This is a genomic window from Serratia sp. BW106, assembly GCF_002607755.1.
Taxonomy (GTDB): Bacteria; Pseudomonadota; Gammaproteobacteria; order Enterobacterales; family Enterobacteriaceae; genus Serratia; species Serratia proteamaculans.
The window spans coordinates 72,053-94,599 of the sequence record NZ_MCGS01000020.1 but is presented as its reverse complement, the minus strand read 5'-3'; the positions used below and the strand labels follow the sequence as shown (position 1 = coordinate 94,599).

General features: G+C 51.1%; 28 protein-coding genes. 9 read left to right on the top strand and 19 right to left on the bottom strand.

Annotated features, from left to right (window positions below; translation table 11 throughout):
- Nucleotides 1–159: 159 nt before the first annotated feature.
- Both BEI65_RS14430 and BEI65_RS26995 read right to left on the bottom strand, forming a co-directional pair.
- Nucleotides 160–1,593: a hypothetical protein gene (locus BEI65_RS14430; RefSeq protein WP_099063921.1), complete on the bottom strand. Its 1,434-nt coding sequence runs from the start codon at nucleotides 1,591–1,593 to the stop codon at nucleotides 160–162.
- 87 nt (nucleotides 1,594–1,680) lie between these two features.
- Nucleotides 1,681–2,754, bottom strand: coding sequence for an AbiJ-NTD4 domain-containing protein (locus BEI65_RS26995; RefSeq protein ID WP_198404449.1), 1,074 nt, complete (start codon nucleotides 2,752–2,754; stop codon nucleotides 1,681–1,683).
- An 84-nt stretch (nucleotides 2,755–2,838) separates the two neighbouring features.
- Here BEI65_RS26995 and BEI65_RS26825 point away from each other — a divergent pair, with 84 nt between their 5' ends.
- A complete protein-coding gene (locus BEI65_RS26825; protein ID WP_157765452.1) occupies nucleotides 2,839–3,081 on the top strand; it encodes a hypothetical protein in 243 nt (80 codons plus the stop codon).
- A gap of 37 nt (nucleotides 3,082–3,118) precedes the next feature.
- Here BEI65_RS26825 and BEI65_RS14420 read toward each other — a convergent pair whose 3' ends face one another.
- The 7 genes from BEI65_RS14420 to BEI65_RS14390 form a co-directional block, all read right to left on the bottom strand.
- On the bottom strand, nucleotides 3,119–3,358 hold the full coding sequence (locus BEI65_RS14420) for an ogr/Delta-like zinc finger family protein (protein WP_099063920.1): 240 nt from the start codon (nucleotides 3,356–3,358) through the stop codon (nucleotides 3,119–3,121).
- A complete protein-coding gene (locus tag BEI65_RS14415; RefSeq protein WP_099063919.1) occupies nucleotides 3,355–4,110 on the bottom strand; it encodes a hypothetical protein in 756 nt (251 codons plus the stop codon). Before BEI65_RS14415 ends, BEI65_RS14420 begins: the two co-directional genes overlap by 4 nt.
- A gap of 430 nt (nucleotides 4,111–4,540) precedes the next feature.
- Nucleotides 4,541–7,222: a TOPRIM and DUF927 domain-containing protein gene (locus BEI65_RS14410; RefSeq protein ID WP_099063918.1), complete on the bottom strand. Its 2,682-nt coding sequence runs from the start codon at nucleotides 7,220–7,222 to the stop codon at nucleotides 4,541–4,543.
- 9 nt (nucleotides 7,223–7,231) lie between these two features.
- Complete coding sequence (locus BEI65_RS14405) at nucleotides 7,232–7,582, bottom strand: DUF5375 family protein (RefSeq protein ID WP_099063917.1); 351 nt, start codon at nucleotides 7,580–7,582, stop codon at nucleotides 7,232–7,234.
- Nucleotides 7,579–7,860 (bottom strand): hypothetical protein, encoded by a 282-nt coding sequence (locus BEI65_RS14400; protein WP_099063916.1) that lies wholly within the window; start codon nucleotides 7,858–7,860, stop codon nucleotides 7,579–7,581. The genes BEI65_RS14405 and BEI65_RS14400 overlap by 4 nt, the downstream gene beginning before the upstream one ends.
- Before the next feature lie 44 nt (nucleotides 7,861–7,904).
- Nucleotides 7,905–8,258, bottom strand: coding sequence for a hypothetical protein (locus tag BEI65_RS14395; RefSeq protein WP_099063915.1), 354 nt, complete (start codon nucleotides 8,256–8,258; stop codon nucleotides 7,905–7,907).
- Nucleotides 8,251–8,427, bottom strand: coding sequence for a host cell division inhibitor Icd-like protein (locus tag BEI65_RS14390; RefSeq protein WP_021807316.1), 177 nt, complete (start codon nucleotides 8,425–8,427; stop codon nucleotides 8,251–8,253). The genes BEI65_RS14395 and BEI65_RS14390 overlap by 8 nt, the downstream gene beginning before the upstream one ends.
- A gap of 137 nt (nucleotides 8,428–8,564) precedes the next feature.
- Between BEI65_RS14390 and BEI65_RS14385 the strand changes: the two genes are divergently transcribed.
- The gene (locus BEI65_RS14385; protein ID WP_094981568.1) at nucleotides 8,565–8,753 is read left to right on the top strand and encodes a toxin-antitoxin system HicB family antitoxin; all 189 of its coding nucleotides are present in this window, start codon (nucleotides 8,565–8,567) and stop codon (nucleotides 8,751–8,753) included.
- A 43-nt stretch (nucleotides 8,754–8,796) separates the two neighbouring features.
- Here the strand turns inward: BEI65_RS14385 and BEI65_RS14380 are convergent, their stop codons facing one another.
- The 4 genes from BEI65_RS14380 to BEI65_RS14365 all read right to left on the bottom strand — a co-directional run bounded on the left by BEI65_RS14380 (nucleotide 8,797) and on the right by BEI65_RS14365 (nucleotide 12,279).
- Nucleotides 8,797–9,015: an AlpA family transcriptional regulator gene (locus BEI65_RS14380; RefSeq protein ID WP_099063914.1), complete on the bottom strand. Its 219-nt coding sequence runs from the start codon at nucleotides 9,013–9,015 to the stop codon at nucleotides 8,797–8,799.
- A 293-nt stretch (nucleotides 9,016–9,308) separates the two neighbouring features.
- On the bottom strand, nucleotides 9,309–10,016 hold the full coding sequence (locus BEI65_RS14375) for a hypothetical protein (protein ID WP_232519098.1): 708 nt from the start codon (nucleotides 10,014–10,016) through the stop codon (nucleotides 9,309–9,311).
- The gene (locus BEI65_RS14370; protein ID WP_099063913.1) at nucleotides 10,017–11,240 is read right to left on the bottom strand and encodes a site-specific integrase; all 1,224 of its coding nucleotides are present in this window, start codon (nucleotides 11,238–11,240) and stop codon (nucleotides 10,017–10,019) included.
- A 175-nt stretch (nucleotides 11,241–11,415) separates the two neighbouring features.
- Entirely contained in the window at nucleotides 11,416–12,279 is an 864-nt protein-coding gene (locus tag BEI65_RS14365; protein ID WP_099063912.1) for a YicC/YloC family endoribonuclease, read from the bottom strand.
- A 126-nt stretch (nucleotides 12,280–12,405) separates the two neighbouring features.
- Here BEI65_RS14365 and rph point away from each other — a divergent pair, with 126 nt between their 5' ends.
- Nucleotides 12,406–13,122, top strand: a complete 717-nt coding sequence (rph, locus tag BEI65_RS14360; protein ID WP_099063911.1) for a ribonuclease PH — start codon at nucleotides 12,406–12,408, stop codon at nucleotides 13,120–13,122.
- A gap of 92 nt (nucleotides 13,123–13,214) precedes the next feature.
- Nucleotides 13,215–13,856, top strand: a complete 642-nt coding sequence (gene pyrE, locus BEI65_RS14355; protein WP_085120062.1) for an orotate phosphoribosyltransferase — start codon at nucleotides 13,215–13,217, stop codon at nucleotides 13,854–13,856.
- A 48-nt stretch (nucleotides 13,857–13,904) separates the two neighbouring features.
- Here the strand turns inward: pyrE and slmA are convergent, their stop codons facing one another.
- The 3 genes from slmA to coaBC all read right to left on the bottom strand — a co-directional run bounded on the left by slmA (nucleotide 13,905) and on the right by coaBC (nucleotide 16,408).
- Nucleotides 13,905–14,501, bottom strand: coding sequence for a nucleoid occlusion factor SlmA (slmA, locus tag BEI65_RS14350; RefSeq protein ID WP_012147516.1), 597 nt, complete (start codon nucleotides 14,499–14,501; stop codon nucleotides 13,905–13,907).
- A 253-nt stretch (nucleotides 14,502–14,754) separates the two neighbouring features.
- The gene (dut, locus tag BEI65_RS14345; protein WP_099063910.1) at nucleotides 14,755–15,213 is read right to left on the bottom strand and encodes a dUTP diphosphatase; all 459 of its coding nucleotides are present in this window, start codon (nucleotides 15,211–15,213) and stop codon (nucleotides 14,755–14,757) included.
- Nucleotides 15,191–16,408 (bottom strand): bifunctional phosphopantothenoylcysteine decarboxylase/phosphopantothenate--cysteine ligase CoaBC, encoded by a 1,218-nt coding sequence (coaBC, locus tag BEI65_RS14340; RefSeq protein WP_198404448.1) that lies wholly within the window; start codon nucleotides 16,406–16,408, stop codon nucleotides 15,191–15,193. The genes dut and coaBC overlap by 23 nt, the downstream gene beginning before the upstream one ends.
- A gap of 180 nt (nucleotides 16,409–16,588) precedes the next feature.
- Here coaBC and radC point away from each other — a divergent pair, with 180 nt between their 5' ends.
- The 4 genes from radC (at nucleotide 16,589) to mutM (ending at nucleotide 18,840) form a co-directional block, all read left to right on the top strand.
- The gene (gene radC / locus BEI65_RS14335) at nucleotides 16,589–17,272 is read left to right on the top strand and encodes a DNA repair protein RadC (RefSeq protein ID WP_099063909.1); all 684 of its coding nucleotides are present in this window, start codon (nucleotides 16,589–16,591) and stop codon (nucleotides 17,270–17,272) included.
- A 263-nt stretch (nucleotides 17,273–17,535) separates the two neighbouring features.
- Nucleotides 17,536–17,772, top strand: coding sequence for a 50S ribosomal protein L28 (gene rpmB / locus BEI65_RS14330; protein ID WP_004953342.1), 237 nt, complete (start codon nucleotides 17,536–17,538; stop codon nucleotides 17,770–17,772).
- An 11-nt stretch (nucleotides 17,773–17,783) separates the two neighbouring features.
- Nucleotides 17,784–17,951, top strand: a complete 168-nt coding sequence (gene rpmG / locus BEI65_RS14325) for a 50S ribosomal protein L33 (RefSeq protein WP_004392084.1) — start codon at nucleotides 17,784–17,786, stop codon at nucleotides 17,949–17,951.
- A 79-nt stretch (nucleotides 17,952–18,030) separates the two neighbouring features.
- The gene (gene mutM, locus BEI65_RS14320; protein WP_099063908.1) at nucleotides 18,031–18,840 is read left to right on the top strand and encodes a bifunctional DNA-formamidopyrimidine glycosylase/DNA-(apurinic or apyrimidinic site) lyase; all 810 of its coding nucleotides are present in this window, start codon (nucleotides 18,031–18,033) and stop codon (nucleotides 18,838–18,840) included.
- On the opposite strand, the gene coaD is transcribed toward mutM, so the two are convergent.
- From coaD to waaA, 3 genes are read right to left on the bottom strand one after another with little or no spacing between them, the layout of a single operon-like run.
- Nucleotides 18,841–19,326, bottom strand: coding sequence for a pantetheine-phosphate adenylyltransferase (gene coaD / locus BEI65_RS14315; protein ID WP_085120057.1), 486 nt, complete (start codon nucleotides 19,324–19,326; stop codon nucleotides 18,841–18,843).
- Nucleotides 19,327–19,329: 3 nt separating this feature from the next.
- On the bottom strand, nucleotides 19,330–20,103 hold the full coding sequence (locus BEI65_RS14310; protein WP_099063907.1) for a glycosyltransferase family 2 protein: 774 nt from the start codon (nucleotides 20,101–20,103) through the stop codon (nucleotides 19,330–19,332).
- On the bottom strand, nucleotides 20,104–21,381 hold the full coding sequence (gene waaA / locus BEI65_RS14305) for a lipid IV(A) 3-deoxy-D-manno-octulosonic acid transferase (RefSeq protein WP_085120055.1): 1,278 nt from the start codon (nucleotides 21,379–21,381) through the stop codon (nucleotides 20,104–20,106).
- 125 nt (nucleotides 21,382–21,506) lie between these two features.
- On the opposite strand from waaA, the gene BEI65_RS14300 reads away from it, so the two are divergent.
- On the top strand, nucleotides 21,507–22,520 hold the full coding sequence (locus BEI65_RS14300) for a glycosyltransferase family 9 protein (RefSeq protein WP_099063906.1): 1,014 nt from the start codon (nucleotides 21,507–21,509) through the stop codon (nucleotides 22,518–22,520).
- The last annotated feature ends 27 nt before the right edge of the window (nucleotides 22,521–22,547 follow it).

The window sequence follows — 22,547 nt, the reverse complement described above, 5'->3', positions numbered from 1 at the left end:
TGAGTTTCGAGGCATAAGTATATTGCCTCTGGGTTATTTCTATACGGGAAATATTATAATTTGTTTCATTGGATTGTATTGGGGATGAAAAATGGCAAGGATAAGTATTTTAATATAATAGGCCACACGGTGTCTTGGTAGGCATCGTGTGGCTAAAAATCAATTTATCAAGTCCAGCCATAACTTCCTTAAGGATGGGAAAAGCTGGTCATTCTTCGTTTGATACTCTTCTATTAAATTAAGAATATCCTCGTCGTCAAGAGGAAGTATAAAACCTCTGTCATCTTTTGCTGTGTCTTTGCAGCTTTCATACAATTTTTGTTTGTTTTCTATACTTCTGCAGACCAAAATTCCGACTTTACCTCTGCTGATAGAGAAACGACCAGATAATTGATCTAACTCAGGATTTCCTATCTCTTTTCCATAATTTTTACATTCAACAAAAATCATTGATGCTGGATAGTGGAGGCCTACCCACTTGAAAAAACCATATTGGGCTTCATTGCTATATGAAATGTCAATTCGCTTTCTACCATCATGGATTCTATGTTGCTTTGTTGGATGACAGAATGAAGGATAGAAAATTATAGAGAATAATTTTTCAATCAAGTCCTCGTATTTAGTCGCATCATCTCTTCCTGGATTTATTGAGGATAACTCTGAAATAAATGGTTTAAAGTCGATAATTGGAGATTCATTTTCCATTTCTGAGAAATCAGAATGTGGAAGAGGAGGGGAGGGTGCCTCTCTTTTTCTGTCGCGATACTCATCTAAAATTTTAGGATTTTTAAGCGTTTGTTCAACTATAGCTAACTTATCTTTTCCATACTTCTCCATTAAAGCCTTTTTAGTTACCCTTTCTTTTCCATTTTTGAGTAACTCAATTAGCTCAGACCCTGAGCTCAGATGCTTACGTTGCATTTCTGGTAATAGGAAATGACGATAATATTCATCATGGTTGTATGTAATTCTATGGCGAACAATTATCTTTGGAACTAAAATTACTTTACCTTCATTAGTAACTGGTAGTGAGACAAATCCTTGCTCCCATTTTTCATCTCTGGGGTTCCATATTGGCCCAGAGGGAATACTATCAGTTAATGGAATGTTGTAATAATTACAAACATCTTGCGTGTATTTAATTAGTGGCCCGCGAAGTATATTTGAGACTGCATCAGATATCATGTCAGTGCCAATTCCTTCAATCAGCAGTGCTGTATCTTCTAAGTCTTGAAGAAGTCCAGTTTTAGCGGCTTTACTTTTCGTCAAAGCCCCCCATACTGTTTTAGCTGATCCTTCGCCAAATCCATGACCTCGAGATTTTCCGCTTGAATAACCAAGATGATATTCATTCCTCTCATTTAGGCAGGATAATAATCTTTGAGCTTCTGAATCATCTCCAGACATAATTAATTTTAATACTGTTTCAAAGTAATTCTGTAGATGGGATGCTAGTTCTAATCCCCAAGATGAGTTTAATAACTTAATGGCCGCGGGGTCTAAAAAAACTTCAATATCTGTATCTAGTGGTACGTCAACAAAATCCAATTCTGATTGACTTCTATTTATTCCAAAAAACTCTGAGAATCGCATGTTATTTCCTTTTTTATATCAATTTATTTACCAAGTCATGAGTTTTACAATGTCAAAATTAAATGCAGTATGCTCTAATTTAAAATGTCACTTTGAGATATTACGCTCTGTTCTTTTAATTAAGCTTTTTATCCATGACATGCAAGTTTCTATCGCCCAGTCAGTCTGCTCCTCCGTCAGTATTATCATTTCTTCTATTCCAGGTCCATGCCCTAGCGGATTCCTAATTTTTGAAAAAAATGCCCTTAAAAAATCAGCCTCCCAACTTGAAATAAATTGTCCGTTTTTTTTGCTAACCAGATTATCAATGTAGTTCTGGGCTCCTTTTTCATTTCCATGTGTCCAGCCATTTTCATTCGAAATTATTTTTATTGTACTTTCCAATGATCTTGCCGCATAGAAAGCTGCATCTCTGCCGTTAGAGTCTCTTCTATCAATAGCCTCTTTAATATCAATATCTACATTTTTCCATCTTTCATCGGAAACCATAGCCCAAAAGGGTTTTTCTATAACCATTTCCGTAAGTTCATCTGATGATATCTGAATAAATCCATTGTGGTAATTCAAATTGACTCCAGCTTGAGAAAACCTAACGTTTAACTCATCCACGCAAGATTTAAATTTCTCATTAATAATGTCATTTGCTTTTCTCATTCCGTCAGCGAGATCTCCCTGCACAGTCATAGAGCTACGAAATCGTAAGGCGCTAGACTTTGCCAAAAGTATTCTTTTTGGTAACTCTGCATTAGTAATGTTTACTTCTTTCTCTCTTAATCTAAAAGCCAACTCAATAAAACTAATTCTATTTTTAATAAACTCATCAGGTGAAGTGCTACTATCGTAAGATTTTAATAAAAAGTCCTTGCAAACTTTATCATACGTCCAAAACCCAGAATTAGTACGCATAGAACCCATCACATTTGTTTGGTATGAATAGTATCTAGGAGATAACTCTTCTAAACCTAACTCCATGCATAACATATCATGAATAGATTTCCATTTTACCTTTGCAACGTTATCTTCTTTACCATCTACCCAATAAGGGATTAGTTGTTCATGTATTATTTTATAGCTTTGGGTTAATAATCTTGCTTCATCTTTTCCATAGCTATCCCAAAAATTCCTAGATAAATAGCGCCGTGTGAAAATATCATTTAGCATTCATTGAGCTCCCCCAGTTGCTTGTATTTTACAAAATATCATACCCCTCATTGAGCTACACACACTTTTGAACACGGCTTAACTGTGTTCCAATTTTTATCCCTCAATACGGATTGCGCGCAATGCTATCCCCGCCTCGCCTGCCCGCTTCTTGTGTCGCTTTTCATGCAGTTGCATGATGGCCTGCAAACCGCGCCAGCACTGGGGCGGCAGGAAGATCGTAAGGGCATTATAGGCATGCAAATTCATGCACCCTATGCATGCAAGCTCAAAAATGAGAAGCCCTCCAAGGAAAAAGCCGCAGAAAGCGAACAGAGAAGGGAATAAAAAAACCGCCCCTTAAGAAAGGAGCGGATGCTATTAATCAATGTAGACAATTATTATTCCCATAACTGTTCAACGTTCGGTATTCCGACGGTGGCGGTACCGGAATAGTTTCCGGGGGTATAGGTTGCCGGATCACATGCTCAATACTTTCCCGCGTTTTAAAGGTGCTGGAGCAGTCGATATTTTGGCACTGGTAGTAGGCCTCTTTGGTCTGTTCCGTCAGATAACGGCTGGTGCGGGTGTGTGCACCGCTACGGCAGAAAGGACAGCGCATCATGATTGTTCCTCCTCTGCCGCTTTGGCTTTTTTGCGTTCTGCGATTTCCACGCTGAGTTTTGTGAGTGCCGCCGGACTGTTAATCAGCCTCTGGTCGAGGCCACTGAAATCCGGACCGTACAACCCAATAGCCCCAAGAATAGGGTCGTCCTCTGTGCTCAGGGGGTAGCTACCAGCGCGCTCAACCAGTGCCTGCATAATTTCCTGCATAACGACACCGCGTGGGTCCCGGGCACACAAGTTATTGTTCTGGAACTGCGCTTCGTCATGGCCGAGACGCGATTGGGCATGGAGTCGCAAGGCAACCGCGCGGATCAGTAACGATGCCTCATCAAGTGCAACCTCCAGCATCATTTCGGAATAGGTGCGTAAAATCGTGCGATGTTTCTGGTCATAATGGCGGGCGGCGGCGCAGACCGATAGCATCGCCTCTTCCTGCTCATCTTCCAGTTCGCCCAACAGCCCGTCGTATTCATTCACCAGCTCGCGCTTGATGATGCGCTGGGTATGCAGGTCTTGCATCTCCGGCGTCAGAGCGCCTTTTGCTTTGCGGAACCGCTTACGCCAGCCCTTATCATCCATAACGGCCTGTTCTGCTGCGGCGTTTTTTTTATCGTGTGTGGTCGCAATAACCTGACGGATATCATTCAGCTCGGTTTTCTTTTTATAAAAGCCATTACATGCATCATCAAAGCCGGATTGTTGCTGCAAAAAACGGACAGACAGGGCGGCAAGCGGGGTCTTGGTGGTCATCGAAAAAACTCCAGTTCGTTATGTTGTGTGAACAGTGTCCGATAACCGGCACAACTGCTCAATCGAACACAGTTGTTACTCAGGCTACACAACTTGTCGTTTTTCAATGTGTTAGGTGACATTTTGCGGGAAAGGATTGCCCGCCAGAGAAGGGGCGTTTCGGTGAGTAGGCCTCTGCCTTTATCGATTTGAAGGGGTAACAGGGGTAACAGGGGTTACACAGGTTACAGTCATGATTTTAAAGAAAAAAACGTGTTACCCCAGCGGTGATTGCCGGGGTAACACCGGGTAACAGGGTGAAAAAACGCCGACGTTGTTACCCCTGTTACCCCAACCAAAACAAAAGGGGTAACAGATTTTCTCCAGTGATTACAATAGTGTAACCCCTGTTACCTCTGTTACCCTTTAACAATAAGACTCGCGTAAAGACTTAGCCTAAGACGTCACTGGTAAACACATACAGCTTCTTAACGCCCATCTCTGGCGGGCGGGTGGCCGTTTGCATTTTGCCGTCTTTGGCCGGAATCAGAAAACCGGCCTCCGCGCACAGCCTTGCCACTTTCCGCGCATCAAAACCCTTGCAGATTTCCTTCCAGCCGGACGGCATCACATAGAACGTCGTCATCGCCTCCACCTGCCGGGCATGGTTGCCTTTTTCCACTTTACGCCAGCCCACCATATTACCGGGGCGGTTCATCTCGTTATGCCAGTCAGCAAAACGGCTGAACTGCCCGGCCGTGAAGAAGGTACGCACCTGCTCCAGTGCGGCGATATCTTCCTGATTGGCGCTGTGGCCCCGGTCGGCCAGCCATGCCCGCATGCAGGTCTGGGTTGCCCGCAGCGCTTCGCCTTCCGGCCAACCGGTGATGCCGAGCTGGGTTGCCAACTCCCCGGCCATGGCAACCAGCGCAAAGCGGTTGATAGCCCGCCCGACCTGATTACCGGCATCCTCCGGCATCAGCAGATGGGTGTATTCCTTCATCATTGCCTTGGCTCTGGCCGCCATGCCGTTCAGGTCAGCGGTGAGGGCTTTCAGCCAGGCACGAAACGGCGTGCCGTAAACCAACGCGGTAGTGATTTCAAAATGCTCCGCCAGCGCTTTACCGCTGTCGAACCCGTGCAGGGTTTCAAACACGCCGTACTTGCCGGAGTCGCTCGGTATCTGAAGCATCCGCACCTCCATCCCGGCAAATGTGCGTTCGCCGGCACGGGCAGCATGTTCGGTTAACGACAGTTCCCCGGTCGAGAAGAACAACAGTCGCCACTGCTTGCGGGCGCGTAACTCGCCGTCGGTGCCTGCCCGCCCTTTGCCCTGTCCGTTTGCCAGCATATAGGCGATGTTTCCGGCCTCACGGCCGTCCACCTCCCGGATTTCATCAAGCATCATGGCTGCATCGTTACGGCGGCTGGCGGTGCCTTCCAGCGCATTACCGGTGGAGCGCCACGTGTGCCAGTAATCCGGGCCACCGCACACCGAGGTGGCCGCCTTCATGGTGGTGGTCTTGCCGTCGGTGGATTCGCCCTTGAGGTGATAACCACCGCCGTCCATCCCTACCAGACGCAGCAGCGGCGCGGCAAACGCCAGACTGACCGCAAAAGCCACGCGGGAGTTGCCGACGCAGTAGCGGCCAATCTGTTCCTGCCACTCGTCCAGCGTCCCGGCCACACGAAAATCTTTGCCCTGCACACTGGCGGTTTGCAGTATCACCGCCTCCGCATCTTCGCCGATCACCTCATCCTGCAATACATAGACATCGCCGTGCCAGCCGGTCTTGTTCACGCAGGTGACTTTGCGCTCCGGCTTGCACAGGGAGATATACTCCATCAGCCGGGCGCGGGCCTCGCCGGTGGTGCTGATGTACGACAGGCCGTTGACCAGCAAGATACGGCGCAGTTCTTCACCGCTGCCGCTCAACATCTCCATCGGCATCGCCCATTTGCGCGACTGGCCGTAGGTGTCCTCCCATTCCAGCAAACGGCCGAAGTTGCCGCCGTCGGCATCGCAGGTGATGGCCGTCACCCGCAACGGGTTGCTGATTTTAATGTTGCGGATTTCGGTGTCGCCGTCCGACTTTTGCACCTGTTTGTCGAACCACAGATATTCCTGCGTCAGCCGGAACCCCTGTGGCAACTTCACCGCCGATTTGCCCAGTTGCACCAGCTCCTCGTTGAATGCCTCTTTGGCGCGTGCCGGGCCGTTCTCCTGCATAAAGTCATTCCAGTCCGCCTTATGGCGGGTTGGCGGCAGGGTGATGCAGCCGTTGACGGCCTTAGCGGCTTTCTCCGCCCAGATTTTGCCGGTGTTCTCTTTGTCGTCGTAGAAATCGTTATCTCCTGCGATGACGATACGGGCTTGCGGCCAGCGGGCGTGTACCGCCTGTGCCACGTTCGGCAGGTTGCTGGCCGAGATGGCGGCCACCACCCAGCCAACGGCGAGCTGAGCGGCCGTCAGCGCGGTGGCGTAGCCTTCGGTGATAATCACCTGCGCCGGGGGGACTTCTGCGCCCGGCAGCTCACTGAGGGCGATAAATGCCCCTTTTTGAACCGTCCCCGGCAGTAAACGCTTATCGCCCAACGGGGAAATAAGCTGTGCGCCGGTCACTGCGCCGTGAATATCCGTCAATTCCAGCACCAGTGAACCGGGCTGGAAGTCCACACCGCCGCTTTTGCGGGCTGCGGTGGTCAACGGATGCGGCAGAGCCGGAAACCCTTTGCCGTTCAGATACTCACTCTGCCCGACAGCGCAGGAAGCCAGCCATTGCGCCACCGTATCCGCCATTGCCGGTGCGGGGTTGGCGGCTTCTTTTCTGGCGGGCTTGGGTAGTTGTTGCTGTACCTGACTCAGTTGCAGTACGTCGGCCACCTCATTGACGGCCTGCCCGACACTGATACCGTTAACCAGCGCCACCAAGTCCAGCCCGTCACCATGCGAGCAATGTGTACAAATCCAGCGGCCATCGCCGTTCTTGTCGTCCATGCGAAACGGCTTGATGCCACCGCACTTCGGGCAGGCGCCATGCTGACCGTGAGGCGGAACCGTCACGCCCAGCAGGGGGAATAGAGCTTCCCAGCGGCCGCGGGCCGCCTGTTTGGTCTGTTCTAATTTAGTCATTGCGCCCCCTTAATGCAGCGTCGGTGCCGGATGGCTGGACGTGACCGCCACGCCGCACAGCTCCGCCATAATGTTGCAGCCCTGCACCGTGAGCTGTGGTGCCGCCAGCAGGATATTCGGGGCCACCATCTCGCCAAGCAACGCACAGGCAATCTCCATGCCTTCGTCAATGCCGTGCATCTTCACGAACAGCGCTTCGATGTCGCTGGCAATCAGCCTCTGCAGGCTGTCCAGTGAGTGGGAAAGCGCCGCGCCCTGCACGGTACAGGCGGCGAGATAGGCTTCGGCAACCGCACGGCGAAACAGCGCGGTGCGCACTTCCAGTGGAATGCAGGAGGCAGAACCGTTATCGAGTGTCATGCGGCCACCTCCCCGTTAATCGCGGCGCACTGCGCCTGAACGAAGGCCAAATCTTCCGACAGGTAAGCCACCATGGCGGCCATTTCCTGCGTGGTGATACCGGTCGGGAACTGCGTCGACGTGGCCTGACCGGCGAACAGCATATCCAGCAGCGAACAGGCTTGCTTGGCGCGGTTTAATTTCTCAAAGGCGTCTTCGGTCATGCCGTAAGACAGGTACTGGCAGGATGGCGGCAACACGGTGCCCTGAGCTGATGATTGCCCATGTAATGAAGTCATGATTTTTGTCCGTCAGAATCGAAAATTAAGCGTGATTAACCGCGTTACAGGAAGCGGGAATAATGGGTGTCGTCGGGCTCCGGCGCAGGACGAACGGCCGTCCAATGGCGGCTACGCACCACTTTCACCGAGGGATGCAGACGTAACGGCGGCTGACTGCCGGACGACCGGGAGCTAAGGGTGCGTGGTGCATCGGCGATTTTGGTGTACACCTCAGCGAACCACGGCAGCGGCATAACGGTGACATTGCCGGATAACTCGTATTCAAAAATCACTTCATAGGCAAACTCAGGATTGAGCTGTGAAATAGCCTCACGGGCACGTTGCAGGTTCAGGATGCGAACTGTTCTGCCTTCCTGATGCTGGTAGCGCTCGCCATATTGCGGAAACTCACGCATGGCAGCCTCCCTGCGGCAGACGACCGGCGAACAAGAGTACGTAGTCACCGGCCAACTGGCGGCGGGCGCTGCGTTCGTCACCGGCGGTAATGCGCAACATCACCGGGCGGATTTTGCGCTGGGTGCGGTTGATTGCGGCAAAGATGTAGGTACACTTTGATGTAGCCATGGCGTTGCTCTCAATTTACGTTGATGGTCAGGCCTCAACAGGTACTGGTAATACTCGTTGGGGCCGCTTGGAAATCAGGTTCAATTTCATGTAAGGTACGTACCTTATGTGGTGTATTACAAACAAAGGTACGTACAATGTCAAGAGTTAAAGACCGCACCCCTAAAACGGGGGGTAAGTCTCCAACCTTCCAGATCCGCATCAATCCTGAATTGCGTGAACAGCTCGATCAGGAAGCTGCTAAGGATCAAACTACCCTCGCAAATTGGTTCAAAGAACTGGCAAGAAAAGAGCTTAAAAATAGAGGCATTGAGCCTAAAGGCTGACCTACCACAGAATGTATTTATTGCTGCGGCTGAATTGGCCGCATCAGCCATAATGGTTTTGTGCACTAATCCATTCTCTAACTTCCTCTGCTTTCCATGCCGTAATTTTGGGTGAAATTTTTACAGGCTTTGGGAATGTTCCTGCTGAAACTCTTCTCCAAAGTGTTGCGTGAGAAAAGGGTAGACAAGGCATAAGCGTTCTTTGTCTAACAAATCCTGTCTGCGGTATAAAACCGTAAACATTACAATTAGTTGTTTGCATGTTGATACCTGTGATGCCATGAGATAATGCGAGATTAAAACCCACGGCGTTGTAGTTCCAGCGAAAATGGAATTACATAAAATCAATGTTAATTCCAACGAAATAGAGTCAATTCCATCAAGTTGGCAGGAACCTTTTCTCCTATTAATTAATTGATTTATATAAGTTTTTATATTTATGGATAATCTTTGGGAGCTGTTGGGATACGCAGGGATGGTAATGGATGGTGAGGAGTTGGTTTTTAGGTGGTAAAACACCCACAGTTATGTTCTGTGGGTGTTAGTTTATTGATTTTAATCGTAAATTGTCTTTATGGCGGCTGATATTTTACTTCTAATTGAAGAGGCTCTTAATCCATCGCTGGAAATTCCATTTTTTTCGACAAAGTCATCAATTAGGTCTTTAACATGTTCAACACACACGGTGTTGTCTTTTTTTAGCCATTTTGATGGGTTAGATTTATTTTTTTCCTGCGCCAGTAAGCTTACGGTTATACCAATAATTTTATTTAGGCTAACAACTTCCTCTTCTTTTTTATACAGCCCTCTATTGTTGGCGACTAATTGTTTACCTAGGGATTCAGCTTCGCCGCCAATGAATTGAAGAAGTGGCCTTGTTTTGGAGTTCATTGCTAAATTAGTAATGGCAACTTTGCATCTATCAATAATTGCACTTGGCGTTGTTACATCATCCCGACAGTTAAACCCGACTGAGAATATAATATCAGATTTTACTTTCTCATCCATATCTATTGGGTGTGGATGTGGTTTGTATTCACCGTATTTTGTAACTCTCGGTATTTTCTCATTTTTAAATATCTCTTCTAAAGTCCTTTTTATTCTTACTCTTATGTGATTTATTATATCAAGATAATCATCACTTATGTCTTTTCTTCTTGCGTAAGGAGATACTCCGACTAAGCATTTAGAGAGTTCATCGATAGTAATAGAAGGTAAAGTTGCGAATCTTTCGAATTCAGTCATCCGCTGAAAACTTTTCATTTAATCAGAGTCCATATCTAATTTAATTAATTTATCTTGCCATAAAACTAATGCTTTTTTGCGTTCATCAAAATACTGATGTCTATTATAAATACCCTCAACACCTTTGATTCTGTGATTAAGACAGCGTTCTGCAACTATAGGATCAACGCCAAGCGAGGCGAGGTGTGTTCTGGCTGTGCGTCGAAAATCATGAATAGTAAAATTATCAATACCATGTAAGTGAGGTCGTAGCTTTGCAAGAGCAACCGGGAGGGTACTTTCTACAATATGGGGGATCATGCGATTCTGCATTTTCCTTGCGGGAAGAACCCATTCACTGTTGCATGACATAATCTTGAGTTCATTTAGCCATAATATGGCAAGCTCGGGAAGGGGAATATCAATATCATCACCATTTTTGGTGCCGGTTAGATGCCAAATGGCATTATCTAAGTTTATGCTTTCCCATCGAGCTGAGCATAGCTCCATTTTCCTACAACAGAGGAGTAAGAGTAGTTTAAAAGTTAGCTCATTTTGTCGGCCGAATCCCTTGGCTTTTTTCATTGCAGAGAATAATTGGGATAGTTCGTCATCAGTAAGGAATCTTTCACGCGATTTCTCTTGTCCGCCTGCATCGGCAAGTTCGAATGCGGCAGCCGGGTTTACCTCAAGAATATGCCTTTTAATACCATAATTAAAAATTCTTTTAGTCCAGCGTAGTACATCATTGGCTACGGTTGGGGCTCCACGCGCAACGATCTTTTGTAGCATTTCATCTATATGCCGTGGTTTGACTTCGTCGGCTTTAAGATTACCAATATGAGGATTGATATCTTTATCGATGCGGCGTCGAAGAATATCAGGATGTTTCCAGCGGCCAAGAATTTGCCGTTCAAAATACTCGGTCGCTAGTTCAGAGACCCGACGTGTGTTCTTATCAGCCTCGATTTTGGCGATAGCAGACGCTTTACGCTCTTTTTTCTCACCTGCCACGTCATACCCAAGGGCAACCCTTGCTGAAAGCATCCTGACTGTTTCACGCGCTTTAGCGAGAGAAAACTCGCCATAGGATCCGATCCACATGGCTCGTGCTTTTCCAGACAAGCTGTAACGGAAGCGCCATTTTGGTGTTGCGAAGCTTTCTCGGTAGCAAAGATAGAGACCATTACCATCAGCCCTGCCTTCGAAGCGTTCTCCTGCCTTTACCCAAGCTTTGATCTGTATATCTGTAAGTTTGCCCACGCTCAATGACTACCTTGTACCAAAAGTGTATGTACCATATCTATGGTTGGTACAGTCTATGGTACATCAAAATGATGAGATTTGAGTAGGTGGGATGGGATTGAATGAGATGAATAAAGCCCGTAACTAACGGGCTTTTATAGATATTTTATATTGCATGATACATGCTGATAAATTACTCGATATTCTGGATCTGCTCACGCATCTGCTCGATCAACACTTTCAGCTCGATGGCGGAAGTGGTGACGTCGGCATTGATGGACTTGGATGCCAGGGTATTAGATTCGCGGTTGAACTCCTGCATCATAAAGTCGAGGCGACGGCCCACGGCTTCTTTCTTCTTCAGGATGTTGTGCGTTTCTTTTACGTGGGCTTCCAGACGGTCCAACTCTTCGGCGACGTCAATACGCTGCGCCATCAACACCAGTTCCTGTTCCAAACGGGTGTTTTCCAGTTGTACCTGAGCTTCTTCCAGCTTGCTGACCAGACGCTCACGCTGCCATTGCAGAATGTTTGGCATCTGGGCACGTACCTTGATCACTTCGGCGCTAACGCCGTCCAGACGCTGTTCAATCAGCGCTTTCAGTGCGGTACCTTCGCTTTCGCGAGCAATGATGAAGTCATCCAGTGCACCGTCCAACGCCTGCATTAGCTGTGCGCTGATAGCGTCCAGATCCTGCTCCTGGGCAGACATCACCCCTGGCCAACGCAGTACGTCGATAGGATCAATTTCCCCTTCGTCGCTTTGCATTTTTACCCAGTTGGCAGCTTCAACCAGCTGCTTGGCCAGCTTTTCGTTCAGGATCATTGAGCTTTGCGCGCTTGGGTCCAGTTCGAAACGCAGGTTGCATTCCACTTTGCCGCGGGTCAGGCGGCCACGAATACGTTCGCGGATCACCGGCTCCAGGCTGCGGAATTGCTCTGGCAGGCGAATGTAGGTTTCTAGATAGCGTTGGTTCACGGAACGCAGCTCCCAAGCTGCGCTGCCCCACTCACCCTTGATTTCACGCCGGGCGTAGGCTGTCATGCTGCGGATCATTGATGCGTACCCGTAATAGGAAAAGATGAGGCGATTATAGCGTTGGACATGCGGGCAGGATAGGCATTACGTCACGAAGCCCGTATAATGCGCAGCCAATCGTTGATTAGAAGCCGGAGAGAGCCCATGCGTCCTGCAGGCAGAGCACCACAACAAGTTCGCCCACTGACACTGACCCGTCACTATACCAAACACGCGGAAGGTTCCGTGCTGGTTGAGTTTGGCGATACCAAAGTTTTGTGCACCGCCACGGTAGAAGAGGGCGTTCCGCGCTTCCTGAAAGGTCAGGGCCAGGGTTGGATCACCGCTGAATACGGCATGTTGCCGCGTTCTACCCACAGCCGTAACGCCCGCGAAGCCGCAAAAGGCAAGCAGGGTGGCCGCACGCTGGAAATCCAGCGCCTGATCGCCCGTTCGCTGCGTGCAGCGGTAGATCTGAAAAAACTCGGTGAGTTCACCATCACGCTCGACTGCGACGTCTTGCAGGCCGATGGTGGCACCCGTACCGCGTCTATTTCCGGTGCCTGTGTTGCGTTGGCCGATGCGTTGAATGCGCTGGTGGCCAACGGCAAGCTGAAAGCCAACCCGATGAAAGGCCTGGTCGCCGCAGTTTCTGTTGGTATCGTTAACGGCGAAGCGCTGTGCGATTTGGAGTATGTCGAAGACTCCGCAGCAGAAACCGATATGAACGTGGTGATGATGGAAGATGGCCGCATGATCGAGGTGCAGGGCACCGCCGAGGGCGAGCCGTTCAGCCACGAGGAGTTATTGGCGCTGTTGGCGCTGGCTCGAGGGGGTATCGATACCATCTTCCAGGCGCAGAAAGCGGCGCTGGCAGACTAATTATTAAGGCGACTCAAGGGTCGCCTTTTTTACGCTCGGCGATCGGGCGGCAGTATTAACAGATCTAACCGACCAGACGAGGAGAAGCAGCAATGAAAGCCTATCAGCGCCAGTTTATCGAGTTCGCGCTTAACAAGCAGGTATTGAAATTCGGCGAGTTCACCCTGAAATCCGGCCGCACCAGCCCGTATTTCTTTAATGCCGGCCTGTTTAATACCGGGCGTGATCTCGCGCTGTTAGGGCGTTTCTATGCCGAAGCGCTGGTGGATTCCGGTATCGAATTCGACCTGCTGTTTGGCCCAGCCTACAAAGGGATCCCGATCGCGACCACCACGGCCGTCGCGTTGGCAGAGCACCATGAGCGCGATGTGCCGTACTGCTTTAACCGTAAAGAAGCCAAGACCCATGGTGAGGGGGGCACGCTGGTAGGCAGCCCGCTGCAAGGCCGAGTGATGTTGGTGGACGACGTTATCACTGCAGGTACAGCGATCCGTGAATCAATGGAAATCATTGGCGCTGGCGGCGCGCGGCTTGCCGGGGTGCTGATTTCCCTCGATCGTCAGGAGCGCGGCCGTGCGGATATTTCGGCCATTCAGGAAGTTGAGCGTGACTATCACTGCAAGGTGATTTCCATCGTGACGCTGAAGGATTTGATTGTTTATCTGGAAGAGAAACCGGAAATGGCGGATCACCTGGCGGCGGTTCGCGCTTATCGCGAGCAGTACGGGGTTTAACGCGGGATTTACTATGCCGGGCGCACCAAAACGCACCCGGCATAGGGTTTATTGCAGCTGTGCCGCCAACAGTGGCCAGCGGCCATCAAATTCTTGCGTTGGGCGGTAGCGGAATTCGGAGCGTACGTAGCGTGACAGCATGCCTTCACAGAACGCCAGTAACTGGCTGGCCAGCAGCGTTTCATCCACGATAAAGCCTTTTCCTTCCCGCAGTTTGCGTTCTTTCAACACCTGACGCAGTTGCGCCTCGATGCGTTCAAACAGCTGGTTGATTCGCCCCTGCAGTCGATCTTGCTCAAACATTAATGCATGGCCGGTCATGATACGCGTCAGGCCCGGGTTGCGTTCGGCAAACCCCAGCACCAGTAACAGAATCAATCGCAGGCGGTTAAATGTCTCTTTCTCATCCTGCAGGATTAGGTTGATGCGCGTGATCAGGCTGTCTTCAATAAACTCGATCAGGCTGTCGAACATCCGTGTCTTGCTGGGAAAGTGCCGGTACAGTGCAGCTTCGGAGACTCCGACGTTAGCGGCAAGTTTAGCGGTGGTAATACGCTGGCTGCCGTCGCTGGATTCCAGCATCTGAGCTAATGCCTGCAGTATTTCCTCGCGCCGGTTCCTTTTGATTTTTTCTTTTTCTGCCATGTCTGATTAGACCCTTGCTAAAACTGCTTAGACTTTCGAAAACCCGGGCACCGGCCGCTGCAGAGATATCTCTGTGCGGCTTATGTGATAGCTTTTTTACGATGCTGGGGTCAGCGGCCTTAACGACCTGTATTCTCCGCGCGTCCTGGCCTGCGCTGAAATCGTAGCCGGCCAAACCTTGCCGTAGAGCTGTCCTTCTCTCCGGGGTGGCAAGATTTCAGGTGACGTTTCCCTGTCGGCAATCGGGTATCGCTTAGTGGCGGCCGGAGTGACCGAAACCACCGGCACCACGTTCGCTGCTGTCGAACTCTTCAACCAGATTGAACTCAGCTTGTACCACCGGCACAAATACCATCTGTGCGATACGTTCACCGGGTTCAATAGTGAAGGATTTTTGACCGCGGTTCCAGACGGAAACCATCAGTTGACCCTGATAATCGGAATCGATCAGGCCGACCAGGTTGCCCAGTACGACGCCGTGTTTATGGCCCAGACCGGAACGTGGCAAGATTACTGCCGCAATATCGGTATCGGCGATGTGAATAGCCAGGCCGGTAGGCAGCAGCGTAGTTTCACCCGGAGCCAGCTCAACGGCGCTGTCCAGACAGGCGCGCAGATCCAGGCCGGCAGAGCCTGGGGTGGCGTAGGTCGGTAATGGGAAATCCTGTCCGATACGTGGGTCGAGGATTTTAACGTCGATTTTTTTCTTCATAACGGCTGACTATCTCGTCTATTAAACGTTGGCCAAGGAGTGCCTTGTCGCTCAGCGCCAGGCGCTTTTCTCCATCCTGCCAAAAAAGGTGCAAGGCATTGGTGTCACTGTTAAACCCATGCTCTGCAAGCGATACATCATTAGCGCAAATTAAATCCAGTTTCTTACGCGCCAGTTTTTGTCGCGCGTATTCTTCCACATTCTGGGTTTCGGCGGCAAACCCCACGACAAAGGGACGATTTTTGGTCATTGCGGCAACGCCGGCAACGATATCGGGGTTTTTTACCATTTTGAGGATGATTTCATCACCCTGTTTTTTAATTTTTTCATCGGAAATCTGCTCGGCACGGTAGTCGGCCACGGCAGCACAGGAAATAAAAATATTCTGCGCCGCAGCGCGTTGCTGCACCGCCTGTTCCATTTCCAACGCGCTGACGACGTCAACCCGGGTGACCCAGGGGGGCGTTGGCTGGTTGACTGGCCCCGCGATCAACGTGACCTGTGCACCCCGTGCGGCGGCGGCACGGGCGATGGCAAAGCCCATTTTACCGGAGCTGTGGTTGCTAATGAAACGCACCGGATCCAAGGCTTCGCGCGTCGGGCCGGCGGTGAGCATAATCTTTAAATGTTGCAGATCTTGTGGCGTAGAGAAATGGCTGTTCGCCAGTTCGACAATTTCCAGCGGATCGAGCATGCGCCCCGGGCCGATGTCACCACAGGCCTGACTACCGCTGTCTGGTCCCCACAGCAGCATACCGCGTGCCTGCAGAGTGCGCAGGTTGGCCTGAGTCGCGACGGCGTGGTACATCTGTTGGTTCATGGCGGGCGCGGCGGCGATCGGTGCCGCCGTGGCCAGGCAAAGGGTAGTCAGCAGATCGTTGGCCATGCCGGCTGCGACGCGTGCCAGCAGATCGGCGGTAGCCGGAGCCAGGATCACCAAGTCTGCCCATTTACCGAGTTCGATATGGCCCATCGCCGCTTCGGCGGCGGGATCCAGCAGATCGTCTGAGACCGGATAACCGGAGACGGCCTGCAGAGTCAGCGGCGTGATAAAGGCTTTCGCCGCGTTGGTCATTACCACACGCACTTCCGCGCCTCTGTCACGCAGGCGGCGTACCAGTTCCGGGCATTTGTAAGCGGCGATGCCGCCACTGATGCCAAGCACAATATGTTTGCCGGAAAGTCCCGTCATCATGATTGTCCGATTGAATCCGAAAGATGTGCCATTTTAGCATAACCGCCAGACAGGTGAGCGATTCTGCTGAGTCTGCAGTGCGTTACATTGTGCTTTGCGCAGTACTTCGCAATGTTATCAAACACCTGTCGTTGGCCTCTCCGCTGCGTGGCATGCTGTGGCGTTTTCAGGGGGGCGATGATGAGCAGTCAGGTAATCACCTTGTGGCCGGATATGCTGGCACCACGGGAAAAGTTATTGCGTTATGGTGCGCCGGCGCTGTCTGATGCGGAGCTGCTGGCCATTTTTCTGCGCACCGGTTTTCCCGGTGTACATGTCATGCAACTGGCTGAGCAACTGTTGGAGCAGTTTGGCTCGCTGTATCACCTGATGTCGGCGGATCATTCAGTTTTTTGCAGCCACAAAGGGCTGGGTAATGCCAGCTATGCGCAACTGCAGGCGATTTCCGAGTTGGCGTTCCGCTTCTTTTCCAGCCATCTGGCGCAGGAAAATGCCATGCTTAACCCGAGGATGACCCAGCATTATTTGCAAAGTTTGCTGGCACATCATGAGCGAGAAGTGTTTTTGGTATTGTTTTTAGACAATCAGCACCGTGTTATTCGCCATCAGGAGATGTTTGCTGGTACCATCAGCAGCGTTGTCGTATACCCGAGAGAAATTGTGCGCGAAGCGTTGAAGGCTAATGCGGCCGCCATTATTCTGGCGCATAATCACCCCTCGGGTATGGCTGAACCCAGTCATGCCGATCGTTTGATAACCGAGCAAGTGGTTAATGCCTGCCTGTTATTGGAAATCCGAGTGCTCGATCATTTGGTGATAGGTCGGGGTGAATGTGTCTCTTTTGCCGAGCGCGGATGGCTTTAAGCGATTTTTTCGCGATCCTTATGGGATCTTTAGCTGTTCGGGACTTGAGCACTTACGCTTCAGAGCGTATACTACGCCACCTTTGAGAATCTTGGGTTTGGCGTAAGAGCCTATCTCAGCAGGTTTCTAACCTGATGTGTGGTTTCTAACCTGATGACGAGAGTCTCCTCAGTATGAAGTTTGCTGAGATGGGCTCTAAAAGCCTGACGAGGCGGCCATACTCTATACGAAGCTCGAGCTGATTTGATTTTTGGAGAATAGACATGTCACGAGTCTGCCAAGTTACTGGCAAGCGCCCGGTGAGCGGTAACAACCGTTCCCACGCAATGAACGCGACCAAACGCCGTTTTCTGCCGAACCTGCACTCACACCGTTTTTGGGTTGAGGCTGAGAAGCGCTTTGTAACGCTGCGTGTATCTGCTAAAGGTATGCGTGTTATCGATAAGAAGGGTATTGAGACGGTCTTGGCCGATCTGCGTACCCGTGGTGAGAAGTATTAAGGAACTGCATCATGGCTAAAGGTGTTCGCGAGAAGATCAAGCTGGTTTCTTCTGCTGGTACTGGTCACTTCTATACCACCACGAAGAACAAGCGTACTAAGCCGGAAAAATTGGAACTGAAGAAATTCGATCCAGTTGTCCGCCAGCACGTGATCTACAAAGAAGCTAAAATTAAATAATTTTAGTGGATTAATAAAAACCCGGCCTCGGCCGGGTTTTTTGCGTTATAAGAGTAGAAAACCGACAGGAGAGCGCCAGATGCCTGAATTACCAGAAGTTGAGACCAGCCGCCGCGGTATTGAACCTTACCTTGTCGGCCATAGCATTCAATATGCCGTGGTACGCAATGCGCGTCTGCGCTGGCCGGTTTCCGAGCAAATTCTGGCGTTGAGCGACCAGCCGGTACTCAGCGTGCAACGGCGCGCCAAGTATTTGCTGATTGAACTGGCGAGCGGCTGGATTATCGTTCACCTGGGGATGTCAGGCAGCCTGCGGATGTTGGCCGAAGAGACCGAGGCCGGTAAACACGACCACGTCGATCTGGTGATCAGCAACGGTATGACGCTGCGTTACACCGATCCGCGCCGCTTTGGCGCCTGGTTATGGTGTGACGATCTGGCGACCAGTAACGTGCTGGCCCACCTTGGGCCGGAACCACTGAGTGACGCTTTTACCGGTGCCTACCTGTACGAAAAATCGCGTAACAAGCGCACGCTGATCAAACCCTGGCTGATGGATAACAAGCTGGTGGTGGGGGTGGGCAATATCTACGCCAGTGAATCGCTGTTTACCGCCAGGATCCTGCCTGACCGTCCTGCGGGTTCGCTGAGTAAAGTGGAAGCTGAAGTGTTGGTGGAAACCATTAAGGCGGTATTGCTGCGCTCTATTGAGCAAGGCGGCACCACGCTGCGTGATTTCCTGCAATCGGACGGCAAGCCGGGGTATTTCGCGCAGGAACTGCAGGTGTATGGCCGGGCGGGCGAACCTTGCCGCGCATGTGGCACGCCGATTGAATCCGCCAAGCACGGGCAGCGCAGCACTTTCTTTTGCCGACGCTGCCAGCGCTGATTATTGCGCGGCGAGTTTTTCGAACAGGGCCTGGGTGACCACCGCCGGCAGGAAAGGGGCGATGTCACCACCATGGCGCGCCACTTCTTTCACCAGCGAGGAAGAGATAAACGACCACTCTTCGGAAGGCATCAGGAACACGCTTTCCAGCGTCGGCATCAAATGGCGATTCATGTTGGCCAACTGCAGCTCATATTCAAAATCAGATACCGCACGCAGACCGCGAACCAGAATATTGGCATTCTGATGGGCTGCAAAATGCGCCATCAGTTCACTGAACCCCAGCACTTCTACATTATCCAGATGCGATGTCACCTGGCTGGCTAAAGCTACGCGCTCTTCCAGTGTGAACAGCGGTTTTTTACTCGGGCTGGCGGCTATCGCCAAAATAACGTGATCGAACATCAGTGACGCACGGGTTACCAAATCCAGGTGGCCGTTGGTCATGGGATCGAAAGTACCGGGATAGATGGCTTTACGGGTCATGATTCACTTCTCTGAATAGTTGCGGCCCAATGCCCAGAGTGCGGCATATTTATTGAAGGTATATTGCGCGTTGACCACCGCTAACAGCAACCCCTGTTTGCCGTCCAGGAAGCCGGCACGCAGCAACCAGGTTTTGCAGAAGGCACCGAGGGTATGGGTCAGAATCGAGAGATAGCCGCAGCGCTTACCGGCCTGATGGCGTTGATTGGCCCATTCCTCGGCATAACGCAGCTGTTTACGCTGGAAGGCAAAAAAGTCGCGGCAGGTCAGGTGCAGTAGATCGCCGCTAAGAGGCACCACTTTCGCCCCGTTGATCGTGAGCGACTCGTGCACCAGATTGTCGTTATAGCGATAGCGCTGGTTGGCGTACAGCCGATTGACTCGGTCAGGATACCAGCCGCTGTGACGCATAAAACGCCCGAGGAACAGATTGCGGCGCGCGCAGCTGTAGACTTGATTATCGTCCGGAGCGGCCAGCGTTTGTTCAATTGATTGGCGCAGTTCTGGTGTAACGCGTTCGTCGGCGTCGATCATCAGAATATAGTCGTGGCTGGCGTAACTTTGCGCCAGTTGGCGTTGTTTGCCAAATCCCTGCCAGTCGACATGGGTGAATACTTTGGCGCCCAGACTTTCGGCTACGGCGACGCTGTCATCCTGGCTGCCTGAATCCAGCATGACGATTTCGTCTGCCCAGGCTACGGAGCGCAGGCAGTCCGGCAGCAGCCCGGCTTCGTTCTTGGCGATAATCACCACCGACAGGCTTTTGCGGGCGCTCATTTAATGGCTCCGAGGTGGCAGGTGCGGTTCTAACAGTTGCAGCAGGCGCTGCAGCGCTCCCTGATTTTGATACAGCACTTCTACCGCGTGGCGGCCGTAATAGCGGCGATAGTCTTCGTCGGTGAGCAACGTAGCCACTTCCTTGACCAACGACTCCTCGTCGGTCACGGTGATCAACCCTTCGGCCTGCGACAGCTTGGCGCAGATATCCTTGAAGTTGAAGGTATGCGGTCCCATCAGTACCGGGATGGCGTGTGCAGCGGCTTCCAGCGGGTTATGTCCACCGCGTTCCACCAGACTGCCGCCAACAAAGGCCAGATCGGCAATGCCATACAGCAGCATCAGTTCGCCCATGGTATCGCCGATCACCACCTGGGTGCTGCCGGAAGGGATTTCACCGTTGCTGCGCAGGGTGTAGCTGAAGCCGGCTTTTTGCACCAACTCTTTAGCGGTAGGGAAGCGTTCAGGGTGACGTGGTACCAGGATCAGCAGCAGGTCAGGGTGTTTTTCCAGCAGTTTGCGGTGCGCGGCCAGTAGAATGCTTTCTTCACCTTCGTGGGTGCTGGTGGCGATCCACACTGGACGACGCGGCGCCCATTGGCGGCGTAACGTGATGGCGCGTGCAGCCAGCTCTGGCGTAACGGAAATATCGAATTTCAGACTGCCGGTCACCGTCAGCTGTGAGCGCTTTAGGCCAAGTTCGACAAAACGTTCGCCGTCTTCCTGGTTTTGCGCGGCGATCAGGGTAATGCGGCGCAGCATATCGCGGACAAAACCGCCGATTTTTTTGTAGCCGGCGGCAGAACGGGCGGAAAGTCGGGCGTTGGCAATCACCAGAGGGATCTGTCGCTGGTGCAGGGCGTTAATCAGATTGGGCCACAGCTCGGTTTCCATGATGATGACCAGCTTGGGATTCACCTGATCCAGAAAGCGGCGCATGGAGCCAGGCAGATCGTAAGGCAGATAAACATGATGAACGTCTTTACCGAAGGCGGACTGCACGCGTTCTGAACCAGTCGGCGTCATGGTGGTCACAGTAATCGGTAAATAGGGGTAACGGTGGCGCAGTGCGCGGACCAACGGGATGGCGGCCAGCGTTTCACCCACGGAGACGGAATGCAGCATGATGCCGCCCGGCACGACTTTTCCGGCGCAGAAGCCATAGCGTTCTGCCCAGCGTTTACGGTAGGCTGGAGCTTTGCGGCTGCGCAACAGTAAGCGGAGCCAGATCAGGGGTTGGATGAGGTAGAGTAGTACCTGATATAAACGCAGCAACATTCTATCAATTTCATTTATATGGGTTATTCAGAATAGTACCATAACTGGAAGGGAAAGGCGCTAATTTGGTAACCTTGGGTGTCAGTTTCAGACAACAGGCGAGAGATTTCGCTGATAGGCTTGGAATGAAGAATATTTTAATTATTCGCCGTGACAATATTGGCGATCTTGTTTGTACCACTCCGCTGATCGAAGGGGTGAAAATTGCCTATCCGGATGCCAAACTTTATCTGTTAATCAATAAAGTCAGTCAGGATGTTGTTAAAAATAACCCGCACCTCGAAAAGGTTTTCGTCTATAAAAAGGCAAAGCACAAGGCGAAAAATGAAACCACGCTGGGGGTATATTTCGAGCGTCTGATGATTTTCCTTAAGCTGCGCAAAATAAAGTTTGATGCGGCGATCCTGGCCAACCCGGTTCCCTGCAAGTACAGCCTGCGCTTGGCGAAAATGGCGGGGATCGACAATATTATTGGCGCAGACTTGGGAACGCCTGATATTCATCATCCTTTTCGTAAGGAAAATTTCAGCGGCAAGCATCAGGTAGAGCATACCTACAGCTACCTTTCGGCCATTACCGAACAGCGTATACCGATCCCTCCGGTGCGGGTGTATCTGACGGCAGAAGAGCGCCAGCTGGCGGCGCAGCGTTTGCAAAAGTGCTTACCACCGGTCGAGCGAGTTTGTGCTGTTCATATCAGCAGTCGCAGCCCCAAACGGCGATGGCCGATCGAGCGCTATGCCGAAATTATCAATCGTTTACTCGCCGATAAGAACACGGCGGTGCTGATTTTCTGGTCGCCGCAGGGCACGCTAACGCCGGATGATATTGGCGATCAGAAACGCGCAGAGCAGTTATTGGCGCTTTGTCAGAACGAGCGTGTGGCGCTGTACCCAACGGCGTCGGTGCGTGAATTACTTGCCGGTTTTGATTTATGCGACAGAGTGTTGTGCAGCGACGGCGGCCAGATGCATTTGGCCGCGGCGCTGAATAAAGACATGGTGGTATTCTTTGGGGATACTGATAAAGAATCCTGGCATCCATGGTCTGGACGTTATCACATTCTGCAAACCGAATCGGGTGACTGTATTGATGTGCCCATCGACGATGTCTGGCAGAAAATTCAGGCATTCAATTAATTAAATATAAGGCAGGGTTCCCTGCCT